This window comes from Pandoraea sp. PE-S2T-3, assembly GCF_002179965.1.
GTDB lineage: Bacteria > Pseudomonadota > Gammaproteobacteria > Burkholderiales > Burkholderiaceae > Pandoraea.
Window position 1 is genome coordinate 267333 of the sequence record NZ_NGUQ01000035.1, and the last position, 19991, is coordinate 287323.

At 63.9% G+C, this 19991-nt stretch carries 16 protein-coding genes; 4 read left to right on the forward strand and 12 right to left on the reverse strand.

What is annotated here, in order from left to right:
- Nucleotides 1-40: 40 nt before the first annotated feature.
- Entirely contained in the window at nt 41-865 is an 825-nt protein-coding gene (locus CDV46_RS21680; protein ID WP_087687243.1) for a DeoR/GlpR family DNA-binding transcription regulator, read from the reverse strand.
- 122 nt (nt 866-987) lie between these two features.
- Nucleotides 988-1509, reverse strand: a complete 522-nt coding sequence (locus CDV46_RS21685) for a hypothetical protein (protein WP_140413452.1) — start codon at nt 1507-1509, stop codon at nt 988-990.
- A 569-nt stretch (nt 1510-2078) separates the two neighbouring features.
- On the opposite strand from CDV46_RS21685, the gene CDV46_RS21690 reads away from it, so the two are divergent.
- A complete protein-coding gene (locus CDV46_RS21690) occupies nt 2079-3230 on the forward strand; it encodes a glycerate kinase (RefSeq protein ID WP_087686927.1) in 1152 nt (383 codons plus the stop codon).
- Between the two features lie 14 nt (nt 3231-3244).
- On the opposite strand, the gene CDV46_RS21695 is transcribed toward CDV46_RS21690, so the two are convergent.
- Both CDV46_RS21695 and CDV46_RS21700 read right to left on the reverse strand, forming a co-directional pair.
- Nucleotides 3245-3631, reverse strand: a complete 387-nt coding sequence (locus tag CDV46_RS21695; protein WP_087724907.1) for a VOC family protein — start codon at nt 3629-3631, stop codon at nt 3245-3247.
- Nucleotides 3632-3673: 42 nt separating this feature from the next.
- Nucleotides 3674-4579 carry a LysR family transcriptional regulator gene (locus tag CDV46_RS21700; RefSeq protein WP_087686925.1) on the reverse strand — a complete coding sequence of 302 codons (906 nt, stop codon included), beginning with the start codon at nt 4577-4579 and terminating at the stop codon, nt 3674-3676.
- Between the two features lie 202 nt (nt 4580-4781).
- Between CDV46_RS21700 and CDV46_RS21705 the strand changes: the two genes are divergently transcribed.
- Nucleotides 4782-5963 carry an MFS transporter gene (locus CDV46_RS21705; RefSeq protein ID WP_087724909.1) on the forward strand — a complete coding sequence of 394 codons (1182 nt, stop codon included), beginning with the start codon at nt 4782-4784 and terminating at the stop codon, nt 5961-5963.
- A 14-nt stretch (nt 5964-5977) separates the two neighbouring features.
- Here CDV46_RS21705 and CDV46_RS21710 read toward each other — a convergent pair whose 3' ends face one another.
- The 5 genes from CDV46_RS21710 to prpB form a co-directional block, all read right to left on the reverse strand.
- Nucleotides 5978-7426 carry a bifunctional 2-methylcitrate dehydratase/aconitate hydratase gene (locus tag CDV46_RS21710; protein ID WP_087686923.1) on the reverse strand — a complete coding sequence of 483 codons (1449 nt, stop codon included), beginning with the start codon at nt 7424-7426 and terminating at the stop codon, nt 5978-5980.
- A gap of 167 nt (nt 7427-7593) precedes the next feature.
- Nucleotides 7594-8787 carry a 2-methylaconitate cis-trans isomerase PrpF gene (prpF, locus tag CDV46_RS21715; RefSeq protein ID WP_087724911.1) on the reverse strand — a complete coding sequence of 398 codons (1194 nt, stop codon included), beginning with the start codon at nt 8785-8787 and terminating at the stop codon, nt 7594-7596.
- Nucleotides 8788-8815: 28 nt separating this feature from the next.
- On the reverse strand, nt 8816-11428 hold the full coding sequence (gene acnD, locus CDV46_RS21720) for a Fe/S-dependent 2-methylisocitrate dehydratase AcnD (RefSeq protein WP_176399157.1): 2613 nt from the start codon (nt 11426-11428) through the stop codon (nt 8816-8818).
- A 62-nt stretch (nt 11429-11490) separates the two neighbouring features.
- Nucleotides 11491-12642: a bifunctional 2-methylcitrate synthase/citrate synthase gene (gene prpC / locus CDV46_RS21725; RefSeq protein ID WP_087724915.1), complete on the reverse strand. Its 1152-nt coding sequence runs from the start codon at nt 12640-12642 to the stop codon at nt 11491-11493.
- 25 nt (nt 12643-12667) lie between these two features.
- Entirely contained in the window at nt 12668-13558 is an 891-nt protein-coding gene (prpB, locus tag CDV46_RS21730; protein ID WP_058378019.1) for a methylisocitrate lyase, read from the reverse strand.
- Between the two features lie 433 nt (nt 13559-13991).
- Between prpB and prpR the strand changes: the two genes are divergently transcribed.
- On the forward strand, nt 13992-16070 hold the full coding sequence (gene prpR / locus CDV46_RS21735; protein WP_254916155.1) for a propionate catabolism operon regulatory protein PrpR: 2079 nt from the start codon (nt 13992-13994) through the stop codon (nt 16068-16070).
- Here the strand turns inward: prpR and CDV46_RS27215 are convergent.
- Together CDV46_RS27215 and CDV46_RS21740 are read right to left on the reverse strand one after the other, a co-directional pair.
- On the reverse strand, nt 16067-16231 hold the full coding sequence (locus CDV46_RS27215) for a hypothetical protein (RefSeq protein ID WP_157125726.1): 165 nt from the start codon (nt 16229-16231) through the stop codon (nt 16067-16069). The genes prpR and CDV46_RS27215 overlap by 4 nt on opposite strands.
- 167 nt (nt 16232-16398) lie before the next feature.
- Complete coding sequence (locus tag CDV46_RS21740) at nt 16399-17202, reverse strand: MetQ/NlpA family ABC transporter substrate-binding protein (RefSeq protein WP_058378018.1); 804 nt, start codon at nt 17200-17202, stop codon at nt 16399-16401.
- Nucleotides 17203-18154: 952 nt separating this feature from the next.
- Here CDV46_RS21740 and CDV46_RS27220 point away from each other — a divergent pair.
- Complete coding sequence (locus tag CDV46_RS27220) at nt 18155-18385, forward strand: hypothetical protein (protein WP_176399150.1); 231 nt, start codon at nt 18155-18157, stop codon at nt 18383-18385.
- A gap of 511 nt (nt 18386-18896) precedes the next feature.
- Here CDV46_RS27220 and CDV46_RS21750 read toward each other — a convergent pair.
- Complete coding sequence (locus tag CDV46_RS21750; RefSeq protein WP_087686919.1) at nt 18897-19844, reverse strand: GlxA family transcriptional regulator; 948 nt, start codon at nt 19842-19844, stop codon at nt 18897-18899.
- Nucleotides 19845-19991 lie beyond the last annotated feature (147 nt).

The window sequence follows — 19991 nt, forward strand, 5'->3', positions numbered from 1 at the left end:
ATCCGCGGCCGTCAGACGCCGTCTTTGCACCCCATCGCGCTCAGTCGGCGATGTGGATTTGCGTGCCGGCGTCGGCGATCACCTGCGCCATCGCGGGGGGCACCGCGCGGTCGGTGAACAGCGCATCGATCTGCGACAGATGCCCGAGCCGCACCAGCGCGGGACGGCCGAACTTGCTGTGATCGGCGGCGAGAAACACCGTGCGCGAGTGCGCGATGATGGCCTCGGCCACGCGCACTTCCCGGTAATCGAAGTCGCGCAGCGTACCGTCGGCATCGATGGCGGAGATGCCGATAATGCCGAAGTCGACCTTGAACTGGCGAATGAAGTCGAGTGTCGCTTCCCCCGTCACCCCCTGATCGCGAGCGCGCACCACGCCGCCGGCAATGATGACTTCCGCATCGGGATAGCCGCTCATCATCGCAGCGACATGCAGATTGTTGGTAATCACGCGCAGCCCGCGATGACGCGACAATGCGCGCGCCACGGCTTCCGTGGTCGTGCCCAGATTGATGAACAGTGAGGCGTGGTCGGGAATCTGCTCCGCAAGGCGCGCGGCGATGCGATGCTTTTCGTCGGCCAGTTGGGTCTGACGCGCATCGTAGGCGTCGTTCTCGGCACCGCCCGGCAGGCCCACGCCGCCGTGGTAGCGGCGTACCCACTTCAGTTCAGCCAGAAAGTTGATATCGCGGCGGATCGTCTGCGGCGTGACGTCAAAGCGTGCGGCGAGTTCGTCGACCGTGAGAAAGCCGTCGCGGCGCACGGCATCGAAGAGCGACTGTTGACGCGGGTTCAGCGACGCCTGTCCGGCGTCCTGCGCCACGGTCGCAACATCGGGAACATCGATGGATTCGGTAGGAGACATCGGCACGCGCGAAGAGAAAGCCATCGTGCACCCGGAGCGGGTGCACGTTTGCCGCCATCATACCGCGCAGTACTGTGACACCACAGTGACAGCCGCAAGACGTTTGGCAGGTGCGCCGAGAATCAGAGGCACTGCCGCACGGCGTCGGCCAGCGATTGCGAGCCGGTCGAGCCCAGATACAGCGAGCCTTCGCTGCCGGGTTTGTGCGGTGCAAGATCGAGAATGGCGAGGACGCCCTCGTCTTTCGACGACAGTTGCAGCGTCTGCCCGGTGCCGGCCTTCGTGCGGTCGATGCGCGCGTAAGGCAGTTGTTTCTTCCAGAGCTTGGCCGTGCAGGCACTCACGCGAGTGAGGGTCTTCTTGGACGACCCTTGCCAGACGGCACCGTTGTTTCTCGCGTCGGCAATCGTGTCGCGATAGGCGGGCAACGTCTCGACTTTTACATTTTCCGGTGCAACGTCGGCGACGCTGCCCACGGGCGGATCGTCGTGCGCCGGCATCGGTGCGGTCTGCGCGCAGGCGGCGAGCAGTGCTGCCGCGAGCCACGCCGAGCCCACTGCCAGCGCACCCCGCCCTGACGCGCGCACCCCGCGACGAGGCGCGACGAGCGTCGCGCCGATATTGGTTTCAGTGCCCCACTTCATGCCCCGCTCCACGCTGGCCATGCCACCGCACACGTTGCGCCGGGCCTGCAAATACAGGCAAAACCAAGGGCGGGCGTGGCGACAGCTTCGTATCTGGTCTCGGCGCCGATGGCCGACGCTCACGTGATGCTGGGCATCCGTGACGGGCCGTGGCTCGCGCCGTTATGTTCGTTGAGATTACTTTGGTACTGCTTTGGAATGCCCGGTATGGGTACGTGCACGTCCGGAATCTTCGGCAATGTGACGCATAGGACGACGCACCGCCGGCTGGCGCTCATCTTACTCGTGTTATTCATAGCATGGCAATTCACGCAATGCGCGGTGGCCCGAATCGCGTATATTGCTGGTTTCTGTCACACTGCGCCGCGCCGCCTCGGGGCTGACAATTCCCCGAGAAAACGCAAGATCCGCAAGATCCAGCACGTGAGAGCCAGCCTCGCCGGTCTCCGGACAAACCGTCCGGCCGGTCGGTCCGCCACAAGCGGACGCCTTGGCGGGCCACGCTCCGGCCAAGCGCTGCGGCACCAGTCAGTGACTCTGTCCAACCTATTCCGACCATCCCGATTGCCATGTCCAGCAATGCGCAAGCCCCGATCATCGTCATCGCCCCCGATTCGTTCAAAGGTTCGCTGAGCGCGCCCGAAGTTGCGCGCGCGATTGCGGCCGGCATTGCCCGCGTGCTACCGCAGGCCGAGATCCGGTTGCGGCCGATGGCCGACGGCGGCGAAGGCACGCTCGAAGCGCTGCTCTCCGCGGGCGGGCGTCGCGTGCCGCTGTCGGTGCGCGGTGCCGGTCAGGCATCGGTCACCGCCGAGTACGGCGTCATGCCGGACGGCACGGGCGTGCTCGAGAGTGCGAATGTCGTGAGCATCACCGATCCGGTGGGTATGCAAACGCCCGTGGCCGAGCGCTCGACCGTGGGACTTGGCGAACTGTTGCGTGCGCTGCTCGATACCGGCGCACGCCGCGTGCTGATCGGTCTGGGTGGCAGCAGCACCAATGACGGCGGTGCAGGCTTGCTGGTCGGCCTCGGTGCCCGTCTGCTCGACGAAGCCGGTGAGGCGGTGCCGCCGGTGCCGGCCGCGCTGCACCGTGTGGCGTCGATCGATCTGAACGGACTCGATGGCCGTCTGAAGGACTGCGAACTGATTGCGATGTCCGATGTGAACAATCCGCTGAACGGATCGCAGGGCGCGACGGCGATTTTCGGGCCGCAGAAAGGCGTGAGCGAGTCGCAAGTCGAACCGCTCGACCGCGCGATTGCGCACTTCGCCGGGCATGCGCACCGCGCGTTCAGCGCCAATGAGGCGGCGAGCCGTGCCGGTGCCGGTGCCGCCGGTGGTCTGGGCTTTGCACTGCACCTGCTGGGTGCGCAGTTCCGCTCCGGCGCCGAAGTGGTCGCCGAACGTGTGGGCCTGCCGCAAGCGGTGGAGGGTGCCGACTGGCTGATCACCGGCGAAGGCCGCAGCGACGGTCAGACGCTCTCGGGCAAGACACCGATGATCGCCGCGCAAGTCGCCATTAAGGCCGGTGCTACCGCCTCATTGCTCTCGGGCGCCATCGACCGCACCGCACTAGAGAGCCTCTCGCGTGTGTTCTCGGGATGTTTCTCGCTGACCTTCGGGCCGACCACGCTGGAAAAGGCGATTGCCGATGCCGCCGGTCTGCTGACCGACAGCGCCGAGCAGATGACTCGCTTGCGCTACACGCACAAGGGCTAAGTCCGGCGACGCGCTCAATCGGACGCGTAGCAGACGGCTTCGATGTTGTGCCCGTCCGGGTCGATCACAAACGCGGCGTAGTAGTTGGGGCCGTAACGCTCGCGCAGACCGGGGCCACCGTTATCGGTGCCCCCTGCTGCCACGGCCGCCCGATGGAACGCATCGACGATATGCCGCGCCGGCACACGAAAGGCCACGTGCAACGCGGGCCGGTTCGGCGTGCCGCGACTGATCCAGAAGTCGGGGTGGCCGTTCTCTCCATACCCCGCGATATCGGTGTTCCCCGTCTCCGCCGCCGACTTCTCGGCAATCAGCGAATAGCCGATGGCCGCCAGTGCGTCCCGATAGAACGCGCGACTCGTCGCGAAATCGCTAACCATCACCTCCATGTGATCGATCATCCGAAAGCTCCTTGTCAGTCAGAAACTTGCTGAACGGCAATGTCAACGCGCATCAGGCGCGATGCGCGCACGAAGTCGCGGTGTCACAAAATCGAGAAATGCGCGCAGCTTGAGCGGGAGCGGGGTCTGCCCTTTGTGGACAAGGCTGACCGGTAGCGGTGCCGATTCGAAGTCGTCCAGTACCACGCGCAACGTATCGTCCTGCAACGCCTGTGCGACCTGATAGGACAGCACCCGCACGAGCCCGACGCCGAGCACTGCCGCTGAGATGGCCGCCTCCGCCGTGTTGACCGCCAGGCGCGAGTGAATCGGAATCGACTGCTCACCTTTGCCCGCGCCGAACACCCACGCGCGCCGTGATGCCAGCACTTCGAATGTGATGCACGCATGGCCCGCAAGTTCACGCGGCTTTGCGGGTGTGCCGTGGTTTGCCAAATAGGCCGGACTCGCGCAGATCACCCGGCGCACCGTGCCAATGCCCGCCGCCACCAGCGAGCTGTCGGGCAACTCGCCGATGCGCAACGCGACATCAGTGTGCTCGTCCATCAGATGCACGACGCGGTCGGTCAGCACCAGACTCACATCGATCTCCGGATATTGCGCGAGAAATTCGGCCAGCACCGGCAACACATGCAAGCGCCCGAAAACCACCGGTGCGGTCACCACCAGTTCGCCTTTCGGCGTGGCGTACTCCCCGGTGGCAGCGCGCTCGGCCTCGCCGACCTCTTCAAGAATCCTGCGGCATGCCGCCACGTAAGAAGCCCCCGCTTCCGTCAGCGACAACTGGCGCGTCGTGCGATGCAACAGCCGCGTTTTCAGATGCGCCTCCAGTTCCCCCACCTTGCGGCTGACGGTTGCCAACGGCATGTCGAGCCGGCGCGCCGCGGCCGACAGGCTGCCCGCGTCGACTACGGCAATCAGGATGGACATCGACTCTAGCCGGTTCATGGATCCTACCGAATTTTGGAAAGATGATTCCCGATCGTGATGGATTCTCTCTCTGGATGCAAGCGCGTAGTGTTGCGGCTAAGGGTTCTGCGTGCGCGGCGACACGAGACATCGCGCCGGCGCCAGCACCCATCCATCGATATTTCAGGAGCCCATCGTGCGCGAACCTACTCTCCCGACACCACCGCATCCCGCGCCCGAAATGGCATCGCGCGGCAAGATCGTCATGATGGCGATCATCGCAGGTGCGGTCGTCACCAACATCTATTGCACGCAGCCGATCCTGCCGCTGATCGCCAAGAATCTCGGGGTTGATCTGACAACGGTCGATCTCGTTGCCGCTGCGGCGCTGCTCGGCTTCTCGACCGGGCTCGCGCTGCTGCTGCCGCTCGGCGACCGTTACGACCGCCGCAAACTCGTGCTGACGCAGATCGCCCTCGCCTTCGTGTTTGCCGCAACCGCCGCCGTCGCACCGGGCATCTGGGCGCTGATTGCCGCGTCGTTCGGTCTGGGCATTGTGAGTTGCGTGCCACAACAACTGGTGCCGTTCGCGGCCGTGATGTCGCCGCCGAGCCAGCGCGGACGTTCGGTCGGCACCGTCGTGAGCGGCATCATGGTCGGCATTCTGCTGGGCCGCACGATTGCAGGCGCCGTCGGTGAAGCGTACGGATGGCGAGCGGTGTATGCGCTCGAAGCGGCATTCATGATTCCGGTCTTCATCGCAGCCGCCTCGTTGCTGCCGAAGGGCGTGCCGAGCACGAACCTGTCGTACGGCAAGTTGCTGGCGTCGCTCTGGCCGTTGATGCGCGACAACCGGCCGATTCGCGAATCGATGATTATTCAGTCGCTGCTGTGGGCCTGTTTCAATGCCTTCTGGGTGAATCTGGCGGCCTTGCTTGCCGACGGCCCGTGGCATCTTGGCAGCGCATGGGCCGGTGGCTTCGGCATCATCGGCGCAGCCGGCGCATTCGCTGCGTCGTTCGGCGGACGGGCGACCGACAAGATCGGGCCGCGTGGCGTGATTGCCGCCAGTATCGGTATCGTGACGCTGGCGTATGTGTTGCTGGGCGGCGCGCAGACGTCGCTGGCCTTGCTGGTGATTGGCGTGGTGGTGCTCGACATCGGCGTGCAGGCCGGGTTGGTGTCGAATCAGACGCGGGCATTTGCCGTCGATCCGAAGGCACAAGGCCGCATCAACAGCCTCTACATGACGGCCACATTCTTTGGCGGCGCGGTAGGTGCCACGCTCAGCGGTTGGTTGATGACGCGTTACGGCTGGACCGGCATCGTCTGGTTCGGTATCGCGCTGGGGGTGACGGCACTCGTCATCCACTGGCTCGGCACACCGCGCCGCACGGCGCAGGCCGGTGCGAGCGCGGAATGAGCTGACCCACAGCGTCACACCATCAGATCCACAAACTTGTGCACGGGCATCGCTTCGAGTCGCTGTTGATCCAACGCCACCTCGAGAATGCGAGCCTGTGCACGCGCCGCGAATCGGCGCGCCAGATTCGTCTTGAATTTCTCCACGAGTAGCGGAATCCCTTCATCGCGCCGACGCTTATGACCGATGGGATATTCGACAAGCACTTCTGCCAGCGTGGTGCCGTCGTTGAAGGTCACCGTCAAACCATTGGCAATCGAACGCTTGTCCGGGTCGTGATAGTCGCGCGTGAACTGGGGATCTTCCACGCAAACGATTCTGGCGCGCAGCGCATCGATACGCGGATCGGCAGCCACCACGTCTTCGTAATCGTTTGCCGTGAGCCGGCCGAAGAGCAGCGGCACAGCCACCATGTATTGAATGCAGTGGTCGCGATCGGCCGGATTCGACAATGGCCCCTGCTTGTCGATGATCCGGATCGCGGCCGCGTGCGTGCGGATGGTCACCGACTGAATATCCTCCGCATTACGCCCCGCGTTCTGCAACTGCTGGTGCAGCGTCATCGCCGCCTCGGCCGCCGTCTGCGCGTGGAACTCTGCCGGGAAAGAGATTTTGAACAGCACGTTCTCCATCACATACGACGCATAGGGCCGCTGGAATGCGAACGGCTTACCCTTGAACAGCACGTCGTAGAAGCCCCACGTTTTCGCCGTCAACACCGACGGATAGCCCATTTCACCCGCGCGCGCCATCAACGCAAGACGCACTGCGCGACTCGTGGCATCGCCCGCAGCCCATGACTTGCGGCTGCCGGTGTTCGGCGCGTGCCGGTACGTGCGCAGACTCTGGCCGTCGACAAACGCGAGCGACAACGCGTTGATCAGCTCGTCACGCGTGAGGCCGAGCATTTCGCCGACCACCGCCGTCGACGCCACTTTTACCAGCACCACGTGATCGAGCCCGACCTGATTGAACGAATTCTCAAGTGCCAGACAGCCCTGAATTTCATGGGCCTTGATCATCGCCGCGAGCACATGACGCATCGTGAGCGGGTTGCCGCCTTCCGCGACGGCCGTGCGTGAAAGCCAGTCGGCGGTCATGAGAATGCCGCCGAGATTGTCGGACGGGTGCCCCCATTCCGCAGCCAGCCACGTGTCGTTGAAATCGAGCCACCGGATCATCGCGCCCAGACTGAACGCGGCCTGTACCGGATCGAGTTGATAGGGCGTGCCGGGCACCTTCGCGCCGTTCGGCACCACCGTGCCCGGCACGATTGGCCCGAGCAATTTGGTGCAGGCGGGGTATGACAACGCCTCGAAGCCGCAGCCCAGCGTGTCGATCAGGCAGTTGCGGGCGGTGTCGAAGGCGAGATCGCTGCGGATCTCGTAAGTGAGGACGTAGTCGACAATGTCGGTGAGTACCTTGTCGGGTGCGGGACGCACATTCGAAATGCCAGCGGACATCGGCTGCCTCCTGTGGCTCGTGTGGCTCGTGTGGCTCGTGTGACGTTTGATCAACACCGCCCGGCACTGAAACCTCCGCAGCGGCGTTTCGTGATTCCCAATGATAAGCGGCTGACAAGCGCAACGCTTGCCAGCCGCCGAAACCCGCTACCGTCGTGGCACTGCCGTCAGAACGCGTCGCCCGGAATCCGTACCCAGCCTTCCATCAGCACGCGTGCGCTGCGGCTCATGATCGCCTTGGTGACCGTCCACTCGCCATCGACCTGACCGGCCTCGGCGCCCACGCGCAGCGTGCCGGACGGATGCCCGAACCGCACCGCACTGCGCTCGCCGCCGCCTGCCGCGAGATTGACCAGCGTGCCCGGAATCGATGCCGCCGCGCCGATGCATACGGCTGCCGTGCCCATCATCGCGTGATGCAGTTTGCCCATCGACAACGCGCGCACCAGCAAATCCACGTCGCCTGCCTTCACGGCCTTGCCACTCGACGCCGTGTAATCGGCCGGCTTCGCCACAAACGCCACCTTCGGCGTGTGCTGACGCTTGGCCGCCTCCGACACGTCCTTGATCAGGCCCATGCGAATCGCCCCATGGGCACGAATCGTCTCGAACATGGCGAGGGCCTTCGCGTCGCTGTTGATCGCGTCCTGCAACTCGGTGCCCCGGTAACCGATGTCCTCGGCATTGAGGAAAATCGTCGGGATGCCCGCGTTGATCATCGTCGCCTTGAAGGTGCCGACACCCGGCACTTCGAGATCGTCGATGAGATGCCCCGTCGGGAACATCGCCCCGCCGCCGTCACCCTCTTCTTCCGCGGCCGGGTCGAGGAATTCGAGTTGCACTTCGGCGGCCGGGAACGTCACGCCGTCGAGTTCGAAGTCGCCCGTCTCCTGCACCGCACCGGCCGTCATCGGCACGTGCGCGACGATCGTCTTGCCGATGTTCGCCTGCCAGATGCGCACGACAGCCACGCCATCGTGCGGCACGCGCGACGCATCGATCAGCCCGGCGCTGATGGCAAACGGCCCCACGGCGGCCGACAGATTGCCGCAGTTGCCGCTCCAGTCGACAAACTGCTGATCGATCGACACTTGCCCGAACAAGTAGTCCACATCGTGACCGGGCCGCTCGCTCTTCGCGATAATCACCGTCTTGCTGGTGCTCGACGTGGCCCCGCCCATGCCGTCGATCTGCTTGCCATACGGATCGGGGCTGCCGATCACACGCATGAGCAACGCGTCGCGCGCGGCGCCCGGCACTTGCGCCGCGGCGGGCAGGTCTTGCAGGCGAAAGAACACGCCCTTGCTGGTACCGCCACGCATATACGTGGCGGGAATGCGGATTTGCGGCTGATGCGCCATCTCGTTTCTCCTCGGTGCTTCGCTTGATTCAGGCCGAAGCGCACGCATGTGACGATTCCAAAAAGTCCTGCGCGAAGCGTTGCAGCACGCCGCCCGCTTCGTAGATCGAGACTTCTTCCGCAGTATCCAGACGGCAGGTCACCGGTACCTCTACGCGCTCGTCACGGCCGTTCTTATGGCGATGAATCACCAGCGTGAGATCGGCGCGCGGCGTGCGCTCGCCAATGACGTCGAACGTTTCCGTGCCGTCGATACCCAGCGTCTTGCGATCGGTGCCCGGCTTGAACTCCAGCGGCAGCACGCCCATACCGACCAGATTGGTGCGGTGAATGCGCTCGAAACCCTCGGCCACAATCGCCTCGGTGCCCGCCAGACGCACGCCCTTGGCCGCCCAGTCACGCGACGACCCTTGGCCGTAGTCGGCCCCGGCAATCACGATCAGCGGCTGCTTGCGCGCCATGTATGTCTCGATGGCTTCCCACATGCGCGTGACCTTGCCTTCCGGCTCGATGCGCGCGAGCGAGCCCGCCTTGACCTGCCCGTCGACTACCACCATCTCGTTCTTGAGCGTCGGGTTGGCGAACGTCGCACGCTGTGCCGTCAGGTGGTCGCCACGGTGCGTCGCGTACGAGTTGAAGTCTTCTTCCGGCAGACCCATCTTCGTCAGATACTCGCCCGCCGCGCTATCGGCCATGATGGCGTTCGACGGCGAGAGGTGATCGGTGGTGATGTTGTCGCCCAGCACGGCCAGCGCACGCATGCCCTTGAGCGAGCGCTCGCCCGCCAACGCGCCTTCCCAATACGGCGGACGGCGAATGTACGTGCTCATCTCGCGCCAGTCGTACAGCGGGTCGGCACGCTCGCCGTTATCGACCGACGCTGCGAACATCGGCTCGTACACGCGGCGGAACTGCTCCGGCTTCACGCTCTGCGCAATGATGCTGTCGATCTCTTCGTCGCTCGGCCACAGGTCGGCCAACTTCACCGGGCGGCCGTTGCCGTCGACACCGAGCACATCCTTCTCGATATCGAAACGGATCGTGCCCGCAATCGCATAAGCCACGACCAGCGGCGGCGATGCCAGAAACGCCTGCTTGGCATACGGGTGAATGCGGCCGTCGAAGTTGCGGTTGCCCGACAGCACGGCCGTAGCGTACAGATCGCGCGCGATGATTTCTTTCTGAATCACCGGATCGAGCGCACCCGACATGCCGTTGCACGACGTGCAGGCATAGGCGACCACGCCGAAGCCGAGTTGCTCCAGTTCGGGCAGCAGACCGGCGGCTTCCAGATACAACGTGACGGCTTTCGAACCGGGGGCGAGCGAGCTCTTCACCCACGGCTTGCGTGCGAGGCCTGCGCGGTTGGCGTTGCGGGCGAACAACCCGGCCGCAATCATGTTGCGCGGGTTGTTGGTGTTCGTGCAGCTGGTGATGGCCGCGATGATGACGGCACCGTCGGGCATCAGGCCCGGCTCGTTCTCGACCTTGCCGCTAATGCCGCGCTCGGCCAGTTCGCTCGTCGGTACACGCTTGTGCGGGTTCGACGGCCCGGCGATGTTGCGCACGACGCTCGACAGATCGAACGTCAGCACGCGTTCGTACTGCGCGCCGGTCAGCGTGTCGGCCCACAAGCCCGTCTGCTTGGCATAGGTCTCGACCAGTTCGACCAATGCGTCGTCGCGGCCCGTCAGCTTCAGGTACTTGATGGTTTGCGCGTCGATGTAGAACATCGCCGCGGTCGCGCCGAATTCAGGCGCCATGTTCGAGATCGTTGCGCGGTCGCCCAGCGTCAGGTTGGCAGCGCCCTCACCGTAGAACTCCAGATACGCCGACACTACCTTCGACTTGCGCAGGAATTCGGTCAGCGCGAGTACGATGTCGGTGGCCGTAATGCCCGGCTGCGGCTTGCCCGTCAGTTCCACACCGACGATATCCGGCAGACGCATCCACGACGCGCGGCCCAGCATCACGCTCTCGGCTTCAAGGCCGCCGACGCCAATGGCAATCACGCCCAGCGCATCGACCATCGGGGTATGCGAGTCGGTGCCCACGAGCGTGTCGGGATACGCCACGCCCTGACTCACCTGAACCACGGGGCTCATGCGCTCCAGATTGATCTGGTGCAGGATGCCGTTGCCCGGGGGAATCACGTCGACGTTCTTGAACGCTTTTTTGGTCCAGTTGATGAAGTCGAAACGGTCCTCGTTGCGACGGTCTTCAATGGCGCGGTTCTTCGCGAACGCGTCCGGATCGAACCCGCCGCATTCGACGGCAAGCGAGTGATCGACCACGAGTTGTGTCGGCACGACAGGGTTGACCAGCGCCGGGTCGCCGCCTTGCGCCGCGATGGCATCGCGCAGGCCGGCGAGATCGACGAGGGCCGTCTGGCCGAGAATGTCGTGGCAGACCACGCGGGCCGGGAACCACGGGAAATCCAGATCCCGGCGTCGCTCGATCAGTTGTTTGAGCGACTCGGTCAGCGCCGCCGGATCGCAGCGGCGCACCAGGTTTTCGGCAAGCACACGCGAGGTGTAGGGCAGCGTGTCGTAAGCCCCCGGGGCAATCGCCTCGACGGCGGCCCGGGCGTCGAAATAGTCGAGCGACGTCCCGGGCAGGGATTTACGGTAGTCGGTATTCATCATTTGTGAGGAAGTTATAAGTCCGGCAGGTCCGACGAGTCCGACCTTAAGCCGGACAGCGCTCAGCGCTTTTCGATCGGCACGAACTTCTGATCTTCCGGCCCGGTGTAGTTGGCGCTCGGACGAATGATCTTGTTGTCGATGCGCTGCTCGATGATGTGCGCGCTCCAGCCCGACGTGCGTGCGATCACGAACAACGGCGTGAACATCGCGGTCGGCACACCCATCATGTGGTAGCTCACGGCACTGAACCAGTCCAGATTCGGGAACATCTTCTTGACGTCCCACATCACCGTCTCGAGACGCTCGGCAATGTCGTACATCTTCGTGTTCTGCTGATCCTTCGACAGCTCGTGCGCCACTTCCTTGATCACCTTGTTGCGTGGATCGCTCACGGTGTAGACCGGGTGACCGAAGCCGATGATCACTTCCTTGTTTTCCACGCGCGCACGGATATCGGCTTCCGCCTCGTCCGGCGAGTCGTAGCGCTTCTGAATCTCGAACGCCACTTCGTTGGCGCCGCCATGCTTCGGGCCGCGCAGTGCGCCAATAGCGCCCGTGATGGCCGAATGGATGTCCGACCCCGTGCCCGCAATCACACGCGCCGTAAACGTCGACGCATTGAATTCGTGCTCGGCGTAGAGAATCAGCGAGGTGTGCATCGCACGCACCCACAGGTCGGACGGCTTCTCGCCATGCAGCAGGTGCAGGAAGTGTCCGCCGATGCTGTCGTCGTCCGTTTCCACGTCGATGCGCACGCCGTTCTGGCTGAAGTGGAACCAGTACAGCAGCATCGAGCCGAAGCTGGCCATCAGGCGGTCGGCGATATCGCGCGCGCCCGGGATGTTGTGATCGTCTTTCTCCGGCAGCACCGTGCCGAGCACCGACACGCCAGTGCGCATCACGTCCATCGGGTGCGCCGCAGCGGGCACGGCTTCCAGCGCCGTCTTGACCGCAGCGGGCAGCCCGCGCAGCGACTTCAACTTGGCCTTGTAGCCCTTGAGTTCGGGCACCGTCGGCAGCTTGCCGTAGACCAGCAGGTAGGCGATTTCTTCGAATTCCGAGGTCTGGGCCAGATCCAGAATATCGTAGCCACGGTAGTGCAGATCGTTACCCGAACGGCCCACCGTACACAGCGCGGTGTTACCGGCGGTCACGCCCGACAGGGCCACGGACTTCTTGGGCTTGAAACCGGTTGCAGTCGTCTCGCTCATGCTTTCCTCCAGATCAGGGGTTCGGTTATTTCTGTTGTGCGAACAGGGCGTCGAGCTTCTGTTCATAAGCGTGGTAGCCGATGCTCTCGTAGAGCTCGGCGCGCGTTTGCATCGTGTCGAGTACGGCCTTTTGCGTGCCGTCGCGACGAATCGTGTGATAGACGTTCTGCGCTGCCTTGTTCATGGCGCGGAACGCCGACAACGGGTACAGCACCAGACCGACTTGCGCGCTCTTGAGTTCTTCGACGGTGAAGAGCGGTGTCGAGCCGAATTCGGTGATGTTGGCCAACACCGGCACCTTCACGGCATCGGAGAACTGGCGATACATCGGCAGTTCGGTCATGGCTTCGGGGAAGATCATGTCGGCACCGGCTTCGACACACGCACATGCGCGATCGATCGCCGCTTGCAGGCCTTCGACGGCCAGCGCATCGGTACGCGCCATGATCACGAAGTTCTCATCCGTGCGGGCATCGACGGCGGCCTTGATACGGTCGACCATTTCCTGCTGGGTCACGATCGCTTTGCCGGGACGGTGGCCGCAACGCTTGGCACCGACCTGATCTTCAATGTGCATGGCGCCTGCGCCGAACTTGATCAGCGATTGCACGGTGCGCGCGATGTTGAACGCCGACGGGCCGAAACCGGTGTCGACATCCACCAGCAGCGGCAGATCGCATACGTCGGTGATGCGGCGCACGTCGGTAAGCACGTCATCGAGCGTGGAAATCCCCAGATCGGGCAAGCCCAGCGAACCGGCAGCGACACCGCCGCCGGACAGATAGATCGCCTTGAAGCCCGCAGCTTTCGCCAGCAAGGCGTGATTGGCGTTGATCGCGCCGACAACCTGCAACGGTTGCTCGGTCTTGACGGCCTCGCGGAAGGCGGCGCCGGCCGAACGAATGGTATGCGTCACTTGAGTCCCTCGGTCGTGTTGCGCCTGATGGCATCGACCACCGGCGTTCGATGGCGATGACCGCAGGCGCGGTGAGTGTGTGTTGATACGTGCGGGTGCCGTCTGTACTGCCCGAAACGGCGAATAGTTCTTGGGTAGCGGATTGTAGATAGCAATGGGCGTGCCAGCGAGCGGCCTCACTGCGGCGGCAATTCTCGCCTCGCCGCTAACACATTCATTTAGCAGCGGAAATTTGGCGCGCTTGTGACGTTTACGTCAAGTGCCGCAAGGCTCGGTCTCGCTTGGCAATTTCCCATATGTCGCAATGCGTTTCATTTTGAAACATGAAATGGAACATTTGAGACATCGTGCTACGATAACGCGATTCGTTTCACGGCGATAGCGGGATGTTGCCCCCCCCTTCCTGCGTCGCCAAGCCACTCAGGATCTGCGTATGCCCGCCTCCACCTCCGACGCTTCCCGTCTGCCGCTTGCATTGTCGCGCTCAGGCATTGCCTTGCCTGCCACCGCCGTGCGCAAGCCGGTGATCTGGGCGGTCGGCATCAGCAAGCTCGGCGAGTTGTATCGCGACATCGTTCCCGACTACGCAGCGCAGGCCGACGTGGAGATCATCGACAAGGGTTACGAAGCGGTCATCGAAGCGCTTGAGCGGCTTCCCGCAGGCAGTGTCGACGGTATCGTCGCGGCGGGCTCGAACGGGGCCTTTCTGCGCGAGCGTGTCGCGTTGCCCGTGGTGCTCGTCAAAGTGACCGGCTTCGACGTGATGCATGCGCTGGCGCGCGCACGCCGCGCGCTGCCCTCGACGTCGCCGGCCTCGCGCATCGCCCTTGTGTCCTATGCACGCCCGGCGCCGGAATTCGAGCGCTTCAAGCATGCCTTCGGCCTCGACATTTCACAGCACGCCTATCTCGATGCGCACGATGCTGACGACCTTGTTCACCGTCTGCGCGATGAGGGCGCGGAAGTCATCGTCGGCCCCGGCCTCGTGACCGAACTCGCCGAACGCGCGGGTCTCACCGGCGTGTTTCTGTATTCGCAGGACTCCGTGCGCGCTGCCTTCGATACGGCGCTTGAAGTGGCTCGCTTCGGGCGCATTGAAGCGCAACGCCGCGAGCGGCTCGACACGGTGCTGCGCCACCTTCGCGAAGGCGTCGTGGCGGTCGATCTGAACGGACGCATTGAAGCGATGAATGCGTCGATGGCGGGCATGCTGGGCGTGACAGTTGCCGACGTCGTCGGCCGGCCGCTCGACTCGATTGCCCCCGGGCTCGACATTTCCCGCACGCTGGAAAGCGCGAGCGCGGAACTGGAGGCGATCGTCACGATGGCGGGCAAGACGTGGGTCGTCAACCGCATTCCGCTGCTCGATCAGGGCACGCTTACGGGGGCACTGCTCACTTGTCAGGATTCACAAGCGTTTGCGCGGGTGGACCGCTCGTTGCGCTCACGGCATCGGCCACGCCATCTGGTGGCACGCTACCGGCTCGACGACCTGATCGGCGACTCGGCGGCCATGACACAAGTGCGCGCCCTCGCACGCCGCTATGCGCAAACCGATTCGACCGTGCTGGTGCACGGCGAGAGCGGCACCGGCAAGGAGTTGCTGGCGCAAGGCATTCATAACGCGAGCCGGCGGCGCGACTATCCGTTCGTCGCGATCAACTGCGCGGCATTTCCCGAGACATTGCTGGAAAGCGAGTTGTTCGGTTACGAGGACGGCGCGTTCTCCGGCGCACGGCGCGGAGGCAAGGCGGGGTTGTTCGAGACCGCCCATAACGGCACGATCTTTCTCGATGAAATCGGCGAAATGCCGATGCCGTTACAGACGCGTTTGTTGCGCGTGTTGCAGGAGCGGGAAGTGCTGCGCTTGGGCGCCAACGAACCGATTCCGTGTGACGTTCGGGTGATTGCTGCGACGCACCGCGATTTGCGCCAGCAAGTGGCAGCCGGTGTGTTTCGCGAGGACTTGTATTACCGGCTCAACATCCTGCGCATGGTGCTGCCGCCGCTGCGCGAGCGCATGGAGGATTTGCCGCGTCTCACGCCCCTGTTTCTCGAACGGGCGCTTGCGCGGGCAGGGGCGCGCATGAGCGTCGATGCGCTGCAAGCGTCGCTGTTGCCGCTGCTCGCCATGTATCGCTGGCCGGGCAATGTGCGCGAGTTGGAGAACCTGCTGGAGCGTATTGCGGTGGTGTGTGCCGACGTCGTGAATGCGCGCGAAATCAGCCGTGCGCGATTGATCGAGATTGCGCCGGAGTTGGGCGGCGCGGCGGAGTCCGAGACTTCGCGGGATTTGCAGGATGTTTCAAAAACGAACGGCAGCCGGGAAATACGTGCGAACGCAGATCAGGCGAACACACCTGCCGAGGCACCGCTGACCGGCCGTGAACGCCGCGCTGCCGCCGAACTTGAGCGCATTCACACGACGCTTGCCGCCTGCGGCGGTGACCGCATGGCGGCATGCGAAGCGCTGGGCATCAGCCGTTCGACGCTGTGGCGCAAGCTGCGTTAATGCTGGTGGCGGATACGCTCCCACATATCGTGCCAGTCGAGGCGTTTGTGCTCGGGGCCTGACTCGTCGTGGTGCGTCACCCAGAAGTGATCTACGAGCATGCCGATCGCGAAACCCACCAGTAGCGCTACCAGCATCATCGAGACATTGATCATGGACATGGCAACCTCCTGTCGATCGGAATGTCGATTCCATTCTAGTCAAGGGTTGCCCCGCCTGCGACGTCATTTATTCGTTGCCACGGCATGAAAAAAAGGCGGGCTCAGTTCACGACTGAGCCCGCTTTTTATGACATAGCCTGCGTCGGCGCCCGAAGCGCCGTCAAGACTTACCAGGTCGCGATCAGCGCACCCTTGAACTGCGTCTTGATGAATTCCTTCACTTCGTCCGAGTGGTAGGCATCGACCAGTTGCTTGACCCACGGCTTGTTCAGGTCTTGCGCACGCACGGCGATCAGGTTGGCGTACGGGCCCTTCAGGTCTTCGATGGCGATGGCGTCACGTTGCGGCACCAGACCGGCCTGCGCAGCGAAGTTCGTGTTGATCGACGCAGCGTCCAGATCCGGCAGTGCGCGCGGCAGTTGGGCGGCTTCCAGTTCGACGATCTTCAGCTTCTTCGGGTTTTCGGCGATGTCGAGCGGGGTGGCGTTCTTGCCTTCGAGGCCGGCACGCAGCTTGATCAGACCTTCCTTCTGAAGCAGCAGCAGCGCGCGGCTGCCGTTGGACGGGTCGTTCTGGATACCGACCTTGGCACCGTTGGGCAGATCCTTCAGCGACTTGTACTTCTTCGAGTAGAACCCCAGCGGCGAAACGTACGTGAGGCCGGCGGTCACGAGCTTGTAGCCACGGTCCTTGACCTGGCTGTCCAGAAACGGCTTGTGCTGGAAGCCGTTCGCGTCGAGGTCGCCCGCGTCGAGCGCGGCGTTCGGCTGGGCGTAGTCGCTGAATTCGATGATCTTGATTTCGAGGCCGCGTTGATGGGCCACTTTCTTCACGACTTCGAAGATCTGCGCATCCGAGCCGGCCATGGTGCCGACCTTGAGGGGCTTGTCGGCCGTTTGGGCCGAAGCGCCGAGCGAAGCGAGCGCAAACGTTGCGCCGATGAATGCGTTGATCAGTTGACGGGACAGCATGTTCGATTTCTCCTTCGAAGCTTGTTTGACTTATTGGAACCTGTTGGGTCGCAAGGGTCGTCTGCGCGGTGTAACGGCTGCGAGGTGCCGTCACAGGTGCCAGCGCGCGGTTAGCGCCTGTTCCCCCTAAGGCCAGCCGGCAGCGACCCAGACCCCGGATGCTGCCATAGATAGGGGTTAACGCGAAATACATTATCGGCATTTCGATATCCCTTGGCGATATCGATAGCGCAGGCAAATCACGGGGAAGTGGATCGAGACATGGATCAGTGCTCGCGCACAAAAAAACGCCCCTTCGGATAACCGAAGGGGCGCTTCGCCGGGAGAACAGCCTGATCACGGGCCGGGGGGGTGGCACGGCTGACGGTAACACCGGCAGCCGGTCGCGTCAGGAACCGACGAACAACCTGCGAAACTCGTTAGCCAACTTGATCTCTGGACAGACCCCGCACGCGCTGTGCCGAACGCGTGCGGGCCCGCCACCGCCACTGACTCAGGGGCACGGCTCTTCGCCGCCCTGGCCATTCATCGAACATCCGCCGCCTGCGCCGACATTGCCCGGACCGCCGAACGCGGAGAGTCCACCGCCGCCCGCCGCCCCGCCCAATCCGCGCCCACCCGGGCCCGCAACACCGCCACCGCCGCTGCTGCCGCTAGCGCCGATGCCGCCGCCGGAACTGCCACCACCGGAGCTGCCGCCGGAACTACCCCCTGAGCTGCCACCTGAGCTGCCCCCTGAGCTGCCGCCGGAACTACCGCCCGAGCTGCCACCGGAACTGCCGCCTGAGCTGCCGCCGGAACTACCACCTGAGCTGCTACCGCCGGAGCTGCCGCCACTGGAACTGCCGCCCGAGCTACTGCCGCCAGAGCTGCTACCCCCTGAGCTACTCCCGCCGGAGCTACTCCCGCCAGAGCTGCTGCCACCGGAACTGCTGCCACCAGAGCTGCTGCCGTGGCTCCCGCAGCCGCAGCCGCCAATCCCGACACCGCCGGGGCCTGTGCCCGTCCCGGTTCCGGTGCCGCCAAATCCGCCGAGGCCGCCGAAGCCGCCATTGCCGATACCGCCGCCGCCGCCGAAGCCGATGCCACCGCCTCCGCCGCGTCCACCCCCGCCGCCACCGGCCGCATAGGTTGCATTGATCGCAATTCCGCAGAGCATCAGCGCTGCTGCTGTACCTACTAATGTCGCCTTGAACCCGTTCATGGTCCCCTCCCCGCGCACGCGCACGACTCACTTCGGAACACACCCGACCCCGCCAAAAGGTCCGGCATTACGGCGTGAGCGCAGCTACGAAAAACGCGGGCAATACTGGGCCGGCCCGTGCACCAATGCACAGGAACCCCTTGCCAACAGCCTGCGGAAATCCGGGTTGGCGCTTCGCCATACACGCTTCATGCACGCGAATTTCGTGCCAGAGCACTCAACCCATTGATTTATAAAGAACTATTAATTTGATTTGCGAGACATCGAAGGTCGAGGTGCAGAAAGTGTTTCGTTCATGAAACGCTTACAACCTGTGCCTCGGCGAAAGCGGCCGGTTTTGTCGGCCCGTTTTCGCATGAAGCCCGCATGAATGCTGGATTAGCGCGGCATGACGGCCGAATGGTCACGTCCGTGGCGCGCGATACACCCGTGCGTGCCTCGCCGGGCTGGCGCGTGTTACCCGTGGTTGTGAGCAGCGCGCCCGCCCGGATCAGGCGCGAACGCGCTCCCTCGCCTCGCGCAACAGCGCCTGCGGTGGCTTGCCCAGCGTGCGGACAAACGCACGGCGCATGCGCTCTTCATCGCCGAAGCCAGTGATATCGGCCACTCGCGCAATCGACGCTTCGCCGTCCTCCAGCAACGCCTGCGCCGCTTCGAGCCGCAGCTTCTCGATGGCCTTGGCCGGCGTCAGCCCGGTCTGCAACGTGAATTCACGGCTGAAGTGGCGTGCGCTCCAATGCACCTGTGCAGCCAGTTGCTCCACCGACAACGGTTCTCGCAAATGTTCACGGGCATAGGCGAGCGCGGTGCGCACCCGATCCGAATTCGGCTCCAGCGTGGATAACGTCGAGAACTGCGACTGCCCGCCAGTACGCCGGTAGTGCACCACCAGTTGGCGCGATGCCTCACGTGCAACGTCGCCGCCAAAGTCCGCCTCGACCAGTGCCAGCGCCAGATCAACGCCCGCCGTCATGCCGGCCGATGTCCACACGTGGCCGTCATTGATGAAGATGCGGTCCTCTTCGACGATCACCTCGGGATAGTTCTGCGCGAGCGCATGCGCCTGTCCCCAGTGCGTGGTTGCGCGGCGCCCGTTGAGCAGGCCCGTGTCGGCCAGCACGAAGGCGCCGGAACAGATGCTCGCCATTCGCCGCATGCGCGGCGCGACACGACGCAACGCCGCGATCAATTCCGGCTCGGTCGGCATCACGATCGTCGCCCCCGCGACCAACAGCGTGTCGAAGCGCCGACGGCCAATCGCCTCGGTCGCCACGGAAATCCCCGCCGAATCGCGCACCAAGCCACCCGACACCGAGACAACGCTCACGTCGTAGAGCGGCGCCGGCCGCCCAAAATTGGCGATCTCGAACACGGACATCGCGGCGAGCGAAATCATCTGAAACCCCGGATACACCACCAACCCGATACGTAACGCCATGGCTGACAACGTGCCGGGTGCAGGCCGGCGCGAGAGATTGCAATGCTTTGGATTCTAGTCGGCGGCGCAATTCAGCGCCGGACAAAAATGTCCTGAAAAGTGGTTTTCCTGTCATTTGAGACATTGGCAATCGAGACCACACTGAAG

Bases quoted from the DNA above. Each gene is read 5' to 3' on its own strand.
- CDV46_RS21680 (WP_087687243.1), bottom strand. From the start codon at position 865: ATGTCTCCTACCGAATCCATCGATGTTCCCGATGTTGCGACCGTGGCG.
- CDV46_RS21685 (WP_140413452.1), bottom strand. From the start codon at position 1,509: ATGAAGTGGGGCACTGAAACCAATATCGGCGCGACGCTCGTCGCGCCT.
- CDV46_RS21690 (WP_087686927.1), top strand. From the start codon at position 2,079: ATGTCCAGCAATGCGCAAGCCCCGATCATCGTCATCGCCCCCGATTCG.
- CDV46_RS21695 (WP_087724907.1), bottom strand. From the start codon at position 3,631: ATGATCGATCACATGGAGGTGATGGTTAGCGATTTCGCGACGAGTCGC.
- CDV46_RS21700 (WP_087686925.1), bottom strand. From the start codon at position 4,579: ATGAACCGGCTAGAGTCGATGTCCATCCTGATTGCCGTAGTCGACGCG.
- CDV46_RS21705 (WP_087724909.1), top strand. From the start codon at position 4,782: ATGGCATCGCGCGGCAAGATCGTCATGATGGCGATCATCGCAGGTGCG.
- CDV46_RS21710 (WP_087686923.1), bottom strand. From the start codon at position 7,426: ATGTCCGCTGGCATTTCGAATGTGCGTCCCGCACCCGACAAGGTACTC.
- prpF (WP_087724911.1), bottom strand. From the start codon at position 8,787: ATGGCGCATCAGCCGCAAATCCGCATTCCCGCCACGTATATGCGTGGC.
- acnD (WP_176399157.1), bottom strand. From the start codon at position 11,428: ATGAATACCGACTACCGTAAATCCCTGCCCGGGACGTCGCTCGACTAT.
- prpC (WP_087724915.1), bottom strand. From the start codon at position 12,642: ATGAGCGAGACGACTGCAACCGGTTTCAAGCCCAAGAAGTCCGTGGCC.
- prpR (WP_254916155.1), top strand. From the start codon at position 13,992: ATGCCCGCCTCCACCTCCGACGCTTCCCGTCTGCCGCTTGCATTGTCG.
- CDV46_RS27215 (WP_157125726.1), bottom strand. From the start codon at position 16,231: ATGTCCATGATCAATGTCTCGATGATGCTGGTAGCGCTACTGGTGGGT.
- CDV46_RS21740 (WP_058378018.1), bottom strand. From the start codon at position 17,202: ATGCTGTCCCGTCAACTGATCAACGCATTCATCGGCGCAACGTTTGCG.
- CDV46_RS21750 (WP_087686919.1), bottom strand. From the start codon at position 19,844: ATGGCGTTACGTATCGGGTTGGTGGTGTATCCGGGGTTTCAGATGATT.